14 protein-coding genes are annotated in these 14,030 nt (G+C 76.2%); 11 read left to right on the forward strand and 3 right to left on the reverse strand.

Annotated elements, in window-relative coordinates; all coding sequences use genetic code 11:
• The 7 genes from AB6N23_RS13210 to AB6N23_RS13240 all read left to right on the forward strand — a co-directional run.
• On the forward strand, positions 1-359 hold a 359-nt coding region (locus AB6N23_RS13210), incomplete at its 5' end, for a WYL domain-containing protein (RefSeq protein ID WP_489672005.1).
• A gap of 127 nt (positions 360-486) precedes the next feature.
• On the forward strand, positions 487-2,133 hold the full coding sequence (locus tag AB6N23_RS13215; RefSeq protein ID WP_412866502.1) for a DNA repair helicase XPB: 1,647 nt from the start codon (positions 487-489) through the stop codon (positions 2,131-2,133).
• A gap of 215 nt (positions 2,134-2,348) precedes the next feature.
• A complete protein-coding gene (locus AB6N23_RS13220) occupies positions 2,349-2,828 on the forward strand; it encodes a GNAT family N-acetyltransferase (RefSeq protein ID WP_412866503.1) in 480 nt (159 codons plus the stop codon).
• A 52-nt stretch (positions 2,829-2,880) separates the two neighbouring features.
• Positions 2,881-3,303 carry a TIGR03667 family PPOX class F420-dependent oxidoreductase gene (locus AB6N23_RS13225; protein ID WP_412866504.1) on the forward strand — a complete coding sequence of 141 codons (423 nt, stop codon included), beginning with the start codon at positions 2,881-2,883 and terminating at the stop codon, positions 3,301-3,303.
• Between the two features lie 92 nt (positions 3,304-3,395).
• On the forward strand, positions 3,396-3,959 hold the full coding sequence (locus AB6N23_RS13230) for a DinB family protein (protein WP_412866505.1): 564 nt from the start codon (positions 3,396-3,398) through the stop codon (positions 3,957-3,959).
• Positions 3,960-4,089: 130 nt separating this feature from the next.
• Complete coding sequence (locus AB6N23_RS13235) at positions 4,090-6,123, forward strand: TPM domain-containing protein (RefSeq protein WP_412866506.1); 2,034 nt, start codon at positions 4,090-4,092, stop codon at positions 6,121-6,123.
• Positions 6,124-6,179: 56 nt separating this feature from the next.
• Positions 6,180-6,944 (forward strand): PspA/IM30 family protein, encoded by a 765-nt coding sequence (locus AB6N23_RS13240; RefSeq protein ID WP_412866507.1) that lies wholly within the window; start codon positions 6,180-6,182, stop codon positions 6,942-6,944.
• A gap of 134 nt (positions 6,945-7,078) precedes the next feature.
• Here AB6N23_RS13240 and AB6N23_RS13245 read toward each other — a convergent pair whose 3' ends face one another.
• Positions 7,079-7,885: a type 1 glutamine amidotransferase gene (locus AB6N23_RS13245; RefSeq protein WP_412866508.1), complete on the reverse strand. Its 807-nt coding sequence runs from the start codon at positions 7,883-7,885 to the stop codon at positions 7,079-7,081.
• 194 nt (positions 7,886-8,079) lie between these two features.
• Between AB6N23_RS13245 and AB6N23_RS13250 the strand changes: the two genes are divergently transcribed.
• The 3 genes from AB6N23_RS13250 to AB6N23_RS13260 are packed head-to-tail and all read left to right on the forward strand — an operon-like array spanning position 8,080 to position 11,255.
• On the forward strand, positions 8,080-8,808 hold the full coding sequence (locus tag AB6N23_RS13250) for a response regulator transcription factor (protein ID WP_378200149.1): 729 nt from the start codon (positions 8,080-8,082) through the stop codon (positions 8,806-8,808).
• Positions 8,805-10,454 (forward strand): sensor histidine kinase, encoded by a 1,650-nt coding sequence (locus AB6N23_RS13255; protein ID WP_412866509.1) that lies wholly within the window; start codon positions 8,805-8,807, stop codon positions 10,452-10,454. The genes AB6N23_RS13250 and AB6N23_RS13255 overlap by 4 nt, the downstream gene beginning before the upstream one ends.
• 12 nt (positions 10,455-10,466) lie before the next feature.
• Positions 10,467-11,255, forward strand: a complete 789-nt coding sequence (locus AB6N23_RS13260; protein WP_412866512.1) for an HD domain-containing protein — start codon at positions 10,467-10,469, stop codon at positions 11,253-11,255.
• Between the two features lie 46 nt (positions 11,256-11,301).
• On the opposite strand, the gene AB6N23_RS13265 is transcribed toward AB6N23_RS13260, so the two are convergent.
• Entirely contained in the window at positions 11,302-11,592 is a 291-nt protein-coding gene (locus tag AB6N23_RS13265; protein ID WP_378200155.1) for a WXG100 family type VII secretion target, read from the reverse strand.
• A gap of 190 nt (positions 11,593-11,782) precedes the next feature.
• Here AB6N23_RS13265 and AB6N23_RS13270 point away from each other — a divergent pair, with 190 nt between their 5' ends.
• Entirely contained in the window at positions 11,783-12,067 is a 285-nt protein-coding gene (locus AB6N23_RS13270) for a DUF4031 domain-containing protein (RefSeq protein ID WP_412866510.1), read from the forward strand.
• Positions 12,068-12,125: 58 nt separating this feature from the next.
• On the opposite strand, the gene atzF is transcribed toward AB6N23_RS13270, so the two are convergent.
• Positions 12,126-13,949 (reverse strand): allophanate hydrolase, encoded by a 1,824-nt coding sequence (atzF, locus tag AB6N23_RS13275; protein ID WP_412866511.1) that lies wholly within the window; start codon positions 13,947-13,949, stop codon positions 12,126-12,128.
• Positions 13,950-14,030 lie beyond the last annotated feature (81 nt).

A 14,030-nucleotide genomic window follows, 5' to 3' on the forward strand; every position in this document is an offset into this window, starting at 1 on the left:
GGCGGGTGCTGGGACGCGGGCGTGCTGGCGACGCGGGCGGCGCCGGCCCCGCGCCGGACGCCACCACGGCGCCGGCCACCGGTGCACCCGCCACCTCCCCCACCGGCGCCCCCACGCCCCGGTCCACCGGAACAACCGACCCCGCCGACGCGTTGCTGCTCCTGCGCGAGGCGGCCCAGGCCCGGAGCCTCGTCTGGGTCGAGCTCGTCGGCCCGGACGGCCGGTCCGACCGGCGGCTCGTCCGGCCGCTGCGCGTCGAGGGCGGCCGGCTGCGCGCGCTCGACCCGCGGCGCGAGGCGGAGCTGACCGTCGCGGTGCACCGGATCGCCGGCGTCGTCCCCGCCGACGGCCCCGCCTGAGCACCGCACCGAGCGACCGGACCGAGCACCGCACCGACCACCGACCCGAGCGACGAGCGCCGCCCGACGCGCGTCCGACCACCCGTCGTCCCCCGGACGGCGACCCGCCCGACCGAGGAGGACCCGCGTGCCCGACGGCCCGCTCATCGTCCAGAGCGACAAGACGCTCCTGCTGGAGGTCGACCACGACCAGGCGGACGCCTGCCGCCGCGCCATCGCACCCTTCGCCGAGCTCGAGCGCGCGCCCGAGCACGTGCACACGTACCGCCTGACGCCGCTGGGCCTGTGGAACGCGCGCGCCGCCGGGCACGACGCCGAGCAGGTCGTCGACACGCTGCTCGAGTACAGCCGCTACCCGGTGCCGCACGCGCTGCTCGTCGACGTCGCCGAGACGATGGCGCGCTACGGGCGGCTGCAGCTCATCCAGCACCCCGTGCACGGGCTCGTGCTGCACGCGCTCGACCCGGCGGTGCTCGTCGAGGTCATGCGGTCCAAGAAGACGGCCGGGCTGCTCGGGGCGCGCGTCGACGACACCGACGTCATCGTGCACAAGTCGGAGCGCGGGCACCTCAAGCAGGTGCTGCTCAAGCTGGGCTGGCCGGCCGAGGACCTCGCGGGCTACGTCGACGGCGAGGCGCACCCGATCGCGCTCGCCGAGGACGGCTGGTCGCTGCGGCCGTACCAGAACCAGGCGGTCGAGAACTTCTGGCACGGCGGCTCGGGTGTCGTCGTGCTGCCCTGCGGCGCCGGCAAGACGCTGGTCGGCGCGGGCGCCATGGCGAAGTCGTCGACGACCACGCTCATCCTCGTCACGAACACCGTCAGCGCGCGGCAGTGGCGCGACGAGCTGGTCAAGCGCACGTCGCTGACCGAGGACGAGATCGGCGAGTACTCCGGCACGCGCAAGGAGATCCGCCCCGTCACCATCGCGACCTACCAGGTGCTGACGACGAAGCGGAAGGGCGTGTACACGCACCTCGAGCTGCTCGACGCGCGCGACTGGGGCCTGGTCGTCTACGACGAGGTCCACCTGCTGCCGGCGCCGATCTTCCGCATGACCGCCGACCTGCAGGCGCGCCGCCGGCTCGGCCTGACCGCGACGCTCGTGCGCGAGGACGGCCGCGAGGACGAGGTCTTCTCGCTCATCGGGCCCAAGCGGTTCGACGCGCCGTGGAAGGACATCGAGGCGCAGGGGTACATCGCCCCGGCGGAGTGCGTCGAGGTCCGCCTGACGCTGCCGGACGACGAGCGCATGCTGTACGCGACCGCCGAGCCGGAGGAGCGGTACCGGCTCGCCGCGACGGCGGGCGGCAAGGAGCGCGTCGTCGACCAGCTCGTCGCGCGGCACGCCGGCGAGCCGACCCTCGTCATCGGCCAGTACCTCGACCAGCTGCACGAGATCGCCGAGCACATCGGCGCCGACGTCATCACCGGCGAGACGCCCGTGAAGGAGCGGCAGCGGCTGTTCGACGCGTTCCGCCACGGCGAGATCACGAAGCTCGTGGTCTCGAAGGTCGCGAACTTCTCGATCGACCTGCCGGAGGCGTCCGTGGCGATCCAGGTGTCCGGCTCGTTCGGGTCGCGGCAGGAGGAGGCGCAGCGCCTCGGACGGATCATGCGCCCGAAGGCGTCGGGCAAGACGGCGCACTTCTACACGGTGGTGGCGCGGGACACCGTCGACCAGGAGTTCGCCGCCCACCGGCAGCGCTTCCTGGCGGAGCAGGGGTACGCGTACACGATCGTGGATGCGGAGGACCTGGGCGTAGCGCAGTGAAGGGTGGGGGCGCCCCCGGGCGCACCCGCCCGCAACGGAGCGCAGCCCAGGTCCGACCACAGGAACTGGGACCTCGGGGTCGCTCAGTAGCTGCCCTCCCCTCGAACCGGCCGTCGTGCAGCGCTCCCCCGCCGGGATGCTGCGCGGCGGCCGGTTCGTCGTCCCGGCGGCGAATCCGGTCGCGTCGGCGGCGCCGGCCGTGCGAGCGTGCGGGCGTGCACCTGCGTGACGCGACCGACGACGACGCCGACCTGCTCGTCGACCTGCTGGTCGAGGCGTTCAACTGGACCGGTGAGCCGCGGTTCACGCGCGACGACGTGCTGCGCGACCCGCACACCGCCCGCTACCTGGGCGCGTGGCGGCGTCCCGGCGACCTCGGCGTCGTCGCCGTGGCGGACGGCACGCCCCTCGGCGCGGTGTGGGCGCGGGCGCTGCCCGCGGACGAGCCGGGGTACGGCTGGGTCGCGGACGACGTGCCCGAGCTGGGCATGGCGGTCGTCGCGGGACGGCGCGGCGCGGGCGTCGGCTCGGCGCTGCTGGCAGGGTTCCTCGACCGGGCGCGTGCGCTGGGGTGGACGGCCGTGAGCCTGAGTGTCGAGGACGGCAACACCGCGGCCCGCGCGCTGTACGAGCGGCACGGGTTCGTCGTCGTCGGCCGCAACGGCGGGTCGGACACGATGCTGCGCGCGCTGTGACCCGGCCCGCCGCCCGCCGGAACACCGCCGCCCCGGCGGCCGTTGCGCCGTCATGAGCCTCCTCGACCCGACGACGCCGTTCGGTCGCCGCGCGGCGCAGCGCCTCGCCGACGAGCAGGTGGTCTGGCTGACGACCGTGGACCCGGCGGGCGTCCCGCAGCCGACGCCGGTGTGGTTCTGGTGGACGGGCACCGACGTGCTGGTCGCGAGCCGCCCGCGGCAGGCGAAGCTGCGCAACGTGCGCGAGCACCCCGCCGTGGCGCTGTCGTTCGGCACGGACGCGCACGGCGACGACGTGCTCGTGCTCACGGGCACGGCCGCGGCCGACGCCGGCCCGCTGTCCGCCGACGTCCGCGCCGCCTACGACGCCGAGTACGCGGACGGGATGCGCCGGCTGGGCCGGACCCCGGACGAGTTCCACGCCGACTACCCGGTCGTCCTGCGCGTCCGGCCCTCGCGCGTGCGGGGCTGGTGACGGAGCTGGTGACGGAGGCGACGACCGCCGGTGTCGGTGGCCCGCGGTAGGACTGGGCGCGACGACGACCGGGACCGGACCAGGGGGACGCGATGCGCTGGGGACCGCTGCTCACCGACCAGCTCACCTTCTACTGGGAGACGAGCCTGTGGCCCCGCGTGCAGGGGCTGACCGACGACGAGTACCTGTGGGAACCCGTGCCGGGGTGCTGGTCGGTGCGCCCGACCGCGGACGGCACGTGGCAGGCCGAGGGCGTCGGGCTGCGGGAGCCCGACCCGGCACCCGTGACGACGCTCGCGTGGCGGATCGCGCACGTCGCGGTCGACGTGCTCGGCACGCGCGCGCGGACGTTCTTCGGCGACGCGCCGCCCGGGGCGGACATGTTCGACCCGCGGCTGCGGCCGGCGTCGCTGCCGTCGACGGCCGACGCGGCGCTCGCCCTGCTGGAGGAGTCGTACCGTGCGTGGCGCGACGGGCTCGCCGCGTGCGACGACGACGCGCTCGCGCGACCGCTCGGGCCCCGGGCCGCCGACTTCGCCGACGAGCCGCTCGCCGCGCTGGCGACCCACCTGCACCGCGAGACCATGCACCACGGCGGGGAGATCGGCCTGCTCCGCGACCTGTACCGGGCGGGGCTGCGGGGAGCCGGCAGCTGACCCGGGTGCGACCGTCCCACGTCACCCGTCCGCAGGGCCCCGGAACCCCGGGGGCGCGCGGTCCGTTGCGACGGGTGCAGGCGTGAGAAAGGATCGACGAGTGCGTGCGCTGCGAGGTCGGGTCGTCACCGTGGGAGCGGGTGTCGCGCTGGGCGCGAGCCTGCTCGTGGCCGGGGCGGGGGCCGCAGCGGCGGTGCCGCCGCCGTCCCTGACGGCGGACGTGACCGACGAGTCCGGGGTGCTGTCGGGCGGCGACGAGGCCACGGTGCAGGCGGCGCTCGACGAGCTCGCCGCCGAGACGAGCTACCGGCTCTACGTCGTCTACGTGCCCGAGTTCACCGACCCCGCCCAGGGGCAGGAGTGGGCGCAGGCGGTCGCGACCGAGAGCACGCTCGGCGCCCAGGACCTCGTGCTGGCCGTGGCCACCGACGCCCAGCGTGTCGCCCTCGCGCCCCAGGAGACGGGCGACCTGACGCGCGAGGAGCTGCAGGCCGTGTTCGACGACGTCCGAGACCAGCTCGGCGCCGGCGAGTGGGCCGGTGCGGCCGTCGCCGCCGCCGAGGGCGTCCAGGCCGCCGCGACCGGCGACACCGCACCCGCCGGCGGCGGCGGAGGAGGAGGGGGCTTCATGACCGCGCTGCTCGTCGGGCTCGTCGTCATCGGCGGGATCTTCCTGCTCACCACGTTCACGTCGCGCCGCAAGCGCCAGCCGGCGGGCGTGCTGCAGGACACCGCGGGCGCCACGCGCGTCGCGGCCACGGCCGACGAGTTCCACCAGCTGCCGACGCCCGAGCTCGACCGGCGCTCCGCGCAGGCGCTCGTGCGGCTCGACGACGCGCTCCGCTCGTCGGAGGAGGAGCTCGGGTTCGCCCAGGCGCAGTTCGGCGCCGCCGCCACGCGCGAGTTCGAGACGGTGCTGGCCGACGGCAAGCAGCGGCTCACCGAGGCGTTCCGGCTGCGCCAGACGCTCGACGACGACATCCCCGACACCGAGGAGCACGTCCGCGGCACGTCCGCCGCGATCCTGCGGCTGTGCCGCGAGGTGGGACAGCGCCTGGACGAGCAGAAGGAGTCGTTCGACAGCATGCGCGCGATCGAGGAGCGCGTCGACGACGCCCTCGACGCGCACGAGCGCGAGGCGGCGAGCCTGCGCGACCGGGTGGCGCCCGCCCGCGCGTCGCTGTCGGCCCTGGCCGCGCGTTACCCGGCGAGCGCTCTGACCTCCGTCGCGGGCAACCCCGACCAGGCGGAGCTGCTGCTCGGCGAGGTCGGCACGGCCGTCGCCGAGGGACGCCAGCGCGTCGCCGCCGGCGAGCGCAGCACCGCGGTCGGCTACGCCCGCGCCGCCGAGGAGGCGCTCGGTCAGGTGCGCCGGCTGCTCGATGCGGTCGACACGGCCGGTGAGGACCTCGCCGCCGTCGGCGCACGCCTCGACGCGGCCGTCGCGTCCATCACGAGCGACCTGTCCGACGCCGCCCGGCTCGCGCGCGGCAACCCGCAGGTCGAGCCGCGCGCCATCGAGGCGCGCGAGGCCGTCGCCGCCGCGTCCGCCGCGCGCACCGGCCAGGGCGACCCGCTCGCCGCCCTGCGCCGCATCACGGCCGCCGAGGCCGCGATCGACGAGGCCCTCGCGCCCATGCGCCAGCAGGCCGAGCGCTCGCGCCGCGCGCAGGCGCTCCTCGACGACACGCTCGGCCGGCTCGAGTCCGCGGTCCGTGCGACCGCCGACTACGTGAGCACGCGCCGCGGCGCCGTCGGGCCCCAGGCGCGCACGCGGCTCGCCGAGGCGGACCGGCTGCGCATGCGCGCGCTCGACCAGCGCGGCACCGACCCCGAGGCCGCGCTCGCCACCGCCCAGCAGGGCGAGCAGCTCGTCGCCGAGGCGCAGCGGCTCGCGCAGGTCGACGTCGAGAACGCCGAGCAGATGGCCGGCTACGGCGGCGGGTACGGCGCCGGCGGGTACGGCGGCCGCGGCTACGCCCGGCGCGGCGGCGGCGACATGGTCTCCGGCATCGGCGGCATGGTCCTCGGCGGCATCCTGCTCGACTCGATCCTGCGCGGCGGGGGCGGCTTCGGCGGCGGTGGCGGCTGGGGCGGCGGCGACGGCGGCGGCGGGTTCGACGGCGGCGGCTTCGGTGACGGCGGCTTCGACGGCGGGTTCTGATGCCGCTGCGACGGCTGACCAGACGGTTTTCCGGTACGAACGAGAGGCACGGGACGATGACCGAGAAGCAGTCCATCTTCGGGCGGATCACGCAGCTGGCGCGGGCGAACATCAACGCCCTGATCGACCAGGCCGAGGACCCGCAGAAGATGCTCGACCAGCTGGTGCGCGACTACACGAACTCGATCGCCGACGCCGAGAAGGCGATCGCCCAGACGATCGGCAACCTGCGCCTGGCCGAGCAGGACTACAACGAGGACGTCCGCGCGGCCCGCGAGTGGGGCCAGAAGGCGCTCGCCGCGTCGTCGGCGGCGGACCAGGCGCGTGCGCAGGGCGACACGGTCCGGGCCGACCGCTTCGACAACCTCGCCAAGGTCGCCATCGGCAAGCAGATCACCGCCGAGCAGGAGGTCCGCGACGCGGAGCCGATCATCGCCTCGCAGCGCGAGACGGTCGAGAAGCTCAAGTCCGGACTCGTGCAGATGAAGGACAAGCTCGGCCAGCTGAAGCAGCGCCGCGACACGCTCGTCGCCCGCCAGAAGTCGGCGCAGGCGCAGCAGCAGGTGCAGCAGGCCATCGGCTCGATCAACGTCCTCGACCCGACGAGCGAGCTCGCGCGGTTCGAGGAGAAGGTCCGCCGCGAGGAGGCCATGGCGCTCGGCCAGGCCGAGATCGCCGCGTCGTCGCTCGACAACCAGTTCGCCGAGCTGGAGTCCGCCGGCGAGCAGCTCGAGATCGAGGCGCGGCTCATGGCCCTCAAGCAGGGCTCGGCGCCCCGCCAGCTCGAGGGCACGGCCGTCACGCCCGAGATCGAGGCGTGACCGTCACGGCCTGATCCGCGGCACCGCCGCGGACGCGACGAGCGTGCGACCCGACCGGGTCGCACGCTCGTCGTACGTCAGGGCCTGCGAGGCGGAAGGCTGACCGACCGCGACCCGCGCCGAGTGCGTGGCGCTCAGACCGGGACGCGCACCGCCGCGCGGGCGCGGACCACGCCCGTGAACGACTCGGCGAGCGCCCGGCCGGCCGCCGCGATCTCGTCCGCACGCGCGTCCGCCTGCGCGAGGACCGCGTCGGTGTCGACGTCGTCGTGGCCGTCGGCCCACGTCCGCAGCGTCTCGCGGCTCGCCTCGGGGTGGAACTGCACGCCCCACGCCGAGCCGATCCGGAACGCCTGGAACGGGTACATCGCCGAGGAGGCGAGCCACACGGCGCCGCGCGGCAGGTCGACGACCGCGTCGGCGTGCATGGACGGCTGCGGGGTGCTGCGCCGCGGCCCGGCGGCGAGCGCCAGCCCGGACAGCAGCGCGTCCTGCGCGGCCTCGGGGCGCCAGCGGACGTCGACGACGCCTGCCTCGCGCCCGGGCGGGGCCGCGATCTCGACGCGGCCGCCGCGCGCGACGGCGAGCAGCTGCGCGCCGAGGCAGATGCCGAGCGCGGGCACGTCGGTCGCGCTGACGACGGCGAGGAGCGTGCGCAGCGCCGGCAGCCACGGGCTCGCGGCGTCGTCGTGCGCGGTCATCGGGCCGCCGAGGACGACGAGCCCGTCGCCGACCTCGGTGGGTCCGGGGAGGGTGTCGCCGAGGTCGGCGCGCACCAGGTGGACGTCGACGTCGCCGAGCCAGTCGGCGAAGCGGTCGAGCGTCACGTCGGGGGAGCTCTGCACGACGGTCACACGCGGGCGGGGGCCGTGCGCGGCGCCGTTCGGGGCGTCCGCGGGGCCGCCGGTGGCGAGCACGCGGTCGGTGGTGTATGCGGTCACGCTTCCACGGTAGCCGTCGCGGCCCCGTCAGCCGAAGGGGCAGGTCACATGTCCATCACGATCCGCGACGCGCCCGGTTCCTCCCGCGACGCCCGATCCCGTCGACGCCCACGTCCAGGCAACTCCCAGGAACCGTGCGACGCCACGCGCGCGGCTCACAGGCGCCTCCCAGCGCCCGGCGCGAGACTGGGGCCATGAGCACCGCGTCCGGCGCACCCGAGGCCCGGCTCCTCGTCGTGGACGACGAGCCCAACATCCGCGAGCTGCTGGCCACGTCGCTGCGCTTCGCCGGGTTCGAGGTGCACGCCGCGGCCGACGGCGGCTCCGCGCTCCGCCTCGCGCGCGACACCGACCCCGACCTCGTCGTGCTCGACGTCATGCTCCCCGACATGGACGGCTTCACCGTCACGCGGCGCCTGCGGGAGAAGGGCCAGCACGTCCCCGTCCTGTTCCTCACCGCGCGCGACGACACGGCCGACAAGGTGCAGGGCCTGACCGTCGGCGGCGACGACTACGTGACCAAGCCGTTCAGCCTCGAGGAGGTCGTCGCGCGCATCCGCGCGATCCTGCGGCGCACCGCGGCCGACGACTCGCTCGGCTCGTCCGTGCTGCGCTACGCCGACCTCGAGCTCGACGAGGACACGCACGAGGTCCGTCGCGCCGGCCGCCTCGTCGAGCTCTCCCCCACCGAGTTCAAGCTGCTGCGCTACCTCATGCTGAACCCGAACCGCGTCCTGTCGAAGGCGCAGATCCTCGACCACGTGTGGCAGTACGACTGGGGCGGCGACGCCAACATCGTCGAGTCGTACATCTCGTACCTGCGGCGCAAGGTGGACCAGCTCACCGGGCCGGACGGCGAGCGGCTGCCGCCGCTGATCCACACCCGGCGCGGCGTCGGGTACCTGCTCCGCGAGACGACGTGAGCACGGCGCCCGCGGACGGGACCGGCCGTCGCGCGGCCGCCCTCGCCCACCTGCACGAGCGCTGGGACCGCGTCCCGCTGAGCGAGCGGCTCGTCTCGATCATCGTCGTGCTGCTCGGCACGGGCCTCGCCCTCGCCGGCCTCGCGAGCTCCACGCTGCTCGAGCGCGAGCTCGTCGAGCAGATCGACGCGAAGCTGAAGAACGAGGGCTTCCAGCAGGTCCGCGACCTGTTCGACCCCGCCGCGCCGTGGGACGCCGACGCGACCACGCCGTCCGACTACTACGTGGTCGCGCAGGCCGGCTGGCGCGCGCAGGAGCTCGTGCGCAACCCGTACACCGTCGACGAGTACGGCACCCCGCGGATCCCGACGGGCCTGTCCGCCGGCAGTCCGCGGATGGGCGACCCGTACACCGTCGCGTCGGACCGGACCGGCTCGCGCTGGCGCGTCGTGTCGTTCCCGTACGCCGAGGGCAGCGACGTGGTGCTGTCCGTGGCCCTGCCGCTGCGCGGCGTCGACGACGCGGCGAGCAGCATGACGTGGATCCTGCTGGCCAGCGGCGGTGCGCTCATGGTCATCGGCGCGATCGTCGGCGGCTGGGCCGTGCAGCGGTCGCTGCGTCCCCTGCGGCAGATCGAGGACACGGCCGCCGCCATCGCCGCCGGCGACCTGTCCCAGCGCGTGCCGTCGCCGCCGACGACCACCGAGGTCGGGCGGCTCGGCGCCGCGCTCAACGGCATGCTCACGCAGATCGAGCAGGCGTTCGCGGCGCGCACGGCGTCCGAGGCGCGCATGCGGCGGTTCGTCGCGGACGCGTCGCACGAGCTGCGCACCCCGCTCGCCGCGGTCCGCGGCTACGCCGAGCTGTACCGGATGGGCGCGCTGACGACGTCCGAGCAGGTGGACGACACCATGCGCCGCATCGAGGGCTCCGCGCGGCGCATGGGCTCGCTCGTCGAGGACCTGCTCGCGCTGGCGCGGCTCGACGAGGGCCGGCCCGGCCGCCTCGGCCCGGTCGACCTCACCGTGCTCGCCGCCGACGCCGTCAGCGACCTGCGGGCCATCGACCCCGACCGGCCGGTGCGGCTCGAGACGCTCGCGCCGCACGCGCCCGTCGTGGTGCAGGGCGACGAGGCGCGGCTGCGCCAGGTGCTCGCCAACCTCGTCGGCAACGCCGCGCAGCACACGCCCGCCGGGACCCCGGTCGAGGTGCGCGTCGGGCCGGCCGGCACCGACGAGGACGGCCGCGCGACGGCGCTGCTCGAGGTGCGCGACCACGGGCCCGGCATCGCGCCCGAGCACGCGGCGCGCGTCTTCGAGCGGTTCTACCGCGTCGACGCGTCCCGCACGCGGGAGTCCGGCGGGTCCGGGCTGGGCATGGCGATCGTCGCCGCCATCGTCACGTCGCACGACGGGCGCGTCGGCATCGCCGAGACGCCCGGCGGGGGCACGACCGTGCGCGTCGTGCTGCCCGTCGACGGGCCGGGTGCGGCGACGGGTGAGGTCGTCGGGGACGGGTCCGTGGAGCGGGACGGTGCCGTCGCCGGGGCCGGTGCGGAGCCGGGCGCCGGCGCAGCCGGGGCGCGCCCGGGTGCGCCGCCCCCGTCGGACGTGGCTACGATGGCGCGTCCTACGTCACCGTCGTGAGGCATGATCTCCATGGGCGTCCATGACGCACCGGGCTGGCTGCTGCCGGCCTTCTCCCGCAGCGTCGTCGGGGCCGGGGGCACCGCGTCCCCCGAGGAGATCCGACGGACCGGCGAGGACCTCCTCGACCGCTGGACGCAGCCGGACCGCCACTTCCACAACGTCAAGCACCTCGTCGACGTCCTCGCCCGCGTGGACGAGCTCGACGAGGAGGTGCACGAGCCCGACCTCGTCCGGCTCGCGGCCTGGTACCACGGCGCCGTCTTCGACTCCGCCGAGCGCAAGGCGTACGCGAACAAGGGCGGCGAGGACGAGGCCGCGAGCGCGACGCTCGCCCGCGAGCAGCTGACCGCGCTGGGCGTCCCCGACGCACGGGCGCAGCGGGTCGCGGCGCTGGTGTCCGCGCTCGTGCGGCACTCGCCCGACCGCAAGGACGTCGACTGCGCGGTGCTCTGCGACGCCGACCTGGCGATGCTCGCCGCCGAGCCGCAGCGCTACAAGGCGTACCTGCACGACGTCCGCGCCGAGTACGCGCACCTGCCGCTCGAGGACTACGTGCGCGCCCGCACCCGCATCCTCCGCAAGCTCCTCGCGCGCCCCTCCCTCTTCACCAGCCCGCTCGCGCAGGGCTGGGAGGAGCCGGCACGGCAGAACGTCGCCGCCGAGCTGCAGCGCCTCGAGAAGGAGCTGAGCCGCCTGGAGGCCGCGTCGGCGCAGGCGGACGACGCCGCCGGCGGCGAGGCGGGCGGCACCCCGACCGTCGTCGACGTCCCGCAGCCCTCCACACCGCCGCGGCACTGACCGCGGCCGTCGCCCACCCACGGCGCCTGCGGCGCGTCCGCCGGCGTCAGTGCGAGAACAGCCGCGCCGCGTGCGCCTCCGCGTCCGCGTACGTCCGGGCCGCCGACTGCATGGCCGTCGCGATCTGCCCGAGCGACTGCTCCACGCGCGCCTGCGTCGCCGTCCACTCCGCGACGAGCGCCGAGAACGCGCCCGCCGCACCGCCGCGCCACGACGCCTGCAGCTCGGCGAGCTGCCGCTGCATGCCCGCCACCTCGGCCTGGATCGTCGCGGCGCGTGCGAGCACCGCCGCCGCCGACCCGTCGAGGTGACCGGCGTCGACCTCGTACCTGCTCATGGGACCTCCCTCGCACCCGCCGCGGCCGCCCGGTGGACGACCCTCGGACGACGGGCAGGACGACGCTAGGGAGCACCGCCCGCGCGGCGGCGGGGCGCCGGGCGGACCGGTGCACCGCACCCGTCGACGGCGGGCTGTGGTCGGCTCGACGACGCACGGGGCCCGGCGCCGCCGGACGTAGGCTCGGCGGGTGACCGTGCTCGTCGACCCGCCGCTGTGGCCGCGGCACGGGACCGTGTGGGGGCACCTCGTGAGCGACGCGTCGTACGACGAGCTGCACGCGTTCGCCGCGCGCGCCGGCATCCCGCGGCGTGCGTTCGACCGCGACCACTACGACGTCCCGGTCGAGCGCTGGGACGAGATGGTGGAGCTCGGCGCCGTCCCCGTCGGCACGCGGGAGCTGGTGCGGCGCCTGCGGGCGTCGGGGCTGCGCGTCCCCGGCCGGGACCGCCGCACCCCGACCCCGTCGGACTGAGCCGGTACCGACGGCGTCGACCCGACGGCCGCGCCCGCCCGACGTCACCCCGCCCCGGTCACCGCCCCTGGGCGAGCGCCGCGAGCCACCCGCCGGCGTCGGTGATGTCGGTCCCCGACTCCCCCGCCTCGGCCGTGCAGCCGAACCCGACCACCCACGTGCCGTCCGCCAGCTCCACGCGACCGAGCGTCATCGGCGCGGGCAGCGCGGCGAGGAAGGTCCCCAGCGCGCCGGGCGACACGCGCCACACCTCGCCGGCGATCGGCGCACCCGACCCCGGCCCGACGCGCACGAGTCCCGGCTTGCGCGGCACGGTGCCGAGCGCGACGAGACGGTAGGCGTCCGACGTCGTGACGGCGCGGTCGAACCGCGCGCCCAGGTCGGCCAGCTGGCCCTGCAGCGGCTGCCCGCGCAGGTGCGCGCCGACGACGAGGAGCTCGACCGTGCCCGGCACGAGCAGCGGCGCCGCCGCGGGGACGCCCGCGCCGTCCCACCCGTCCGCGCCGTCCCACCCGTCCGCGCCGTCCCGGCCGTCCGCGCGGTCCTCGCCGCGCTCACCGCCGGCGCCGTCCGGGCCGTCGGGGCCGACCCCGTCGAGCAGCCGCGCGGCCAGGTCGAGCGCGAGCTGGTCCTCGCACGCGCGGGCGAGCACGGTGACGCCGAACGGCCCGCCGTCGGCCTCGCCCGCGGGCACGGCCACCGCCGCCAGGTCGAGCATGTTGACGAAGTTCGTGTACGTGCCGAGCCGCCGGTTGATGCCGACGGGGTCGGCCTGCACGGCCGCGATGGTCGGGTGCTCGGTGGTGGTGGGCAGGAGCAGCACGTCGCAGCCGTCGAGGGTCCGCGCCGCCTCCGCCCGCGCGGCGTCGAGCCGCAGCCGGTCGCGCACGTACGCCGCGGCCGGGACCTGTGCGCCGGCGAGGATGATCGACGCGACGGTCGGGTCCGCGTCGGCCGGGCCGGTCGCGAGGAAGTCACCCACGGCGGCGTACCGCTCCGCGACGATCGCGCCGTCGTAGAGCAGGCGCGCGGCGTCGAGCATGCCCGACACGTCGACCTCGACCGTGCGGGCGCCGACCGCCCGCACGCGCGCGACCGCCGCGGCGAACGCCGACCGCCACGCGTCCGACAGCGGCGCCAGGTCCTCCGCGCGCGGCACGGCCACCACCGGGACGTCCCGCAGTCCGACGCGCACGTCGGCCGGCCACCGACGCCGGACGCCCGCGGCCTGCGCGCCGGCGCCCGTCCCGGGACCGGCCTCCCCCGCGCCGGCGTCCGCCGCGGCCCCCGCACCCGGCTCCCCCGCGGCGACCATGAGCCGCGTCGCCAGGACGCCGGTCGCCAGGTCGCGCGTGAACGTGGTGACGACGTCGTACGACGCGCACGCCGGCACGACGCCGTCGGTGGGGACGAGCCCGACCGTCGTCTTGATGCCGACGAGCCCGTGGAACGCGGCCGGCACGCGGCCGGACCCGGCGGTGTCCGTGCCGATGCCGACGTCCGCGACGCCGAGCGCGACGGCCACCGCCGACCCGGACGACGACCCGCCGGACACGCGCTCGGGCAGGGTCGCGTGCCGCACGGCGCCGTACGGGCTGCGCGTGCCGACGAGCCCGGTCGCGAACTGGTCGAGGTTGGTCTTGCCGAGCACGACCGCGCCCGCGTCGACGAGCGCCTGCACGGCGGGCGCGGTGCGCGCGGCCGGCCCCGGGCGCCCCGCCGGGTGGGTCGCGTACGACGGGCAGCCGGCCGTGGTCGGCAGCCCTGCGACGTCGACGTTGTCCTTGACGGCGAGCGTGCGGCCCGCGAGCGGCAGGTCCGCGCCGGCGGCGACCCGCGCGTCCACGACGTCGGCGGCCGCGAGCGCGTCCGCCTCCGGCACGTTTAACACATCTAAGAGCCCCAGATAATATTAAGACGATGTCGGATATGGACGTCGCGGTGTAAATGGGGGGGGGGGGGG

Origin of the sequence: Cellulomonas pasadenensis, from assembly GCF_047229365.1 — a bacterium.
Lineage (GTDB): Bacteria > Actinomycetota > Actinomycetes > Actinomycetales > Cellulomonadaceae > Cellulomonas.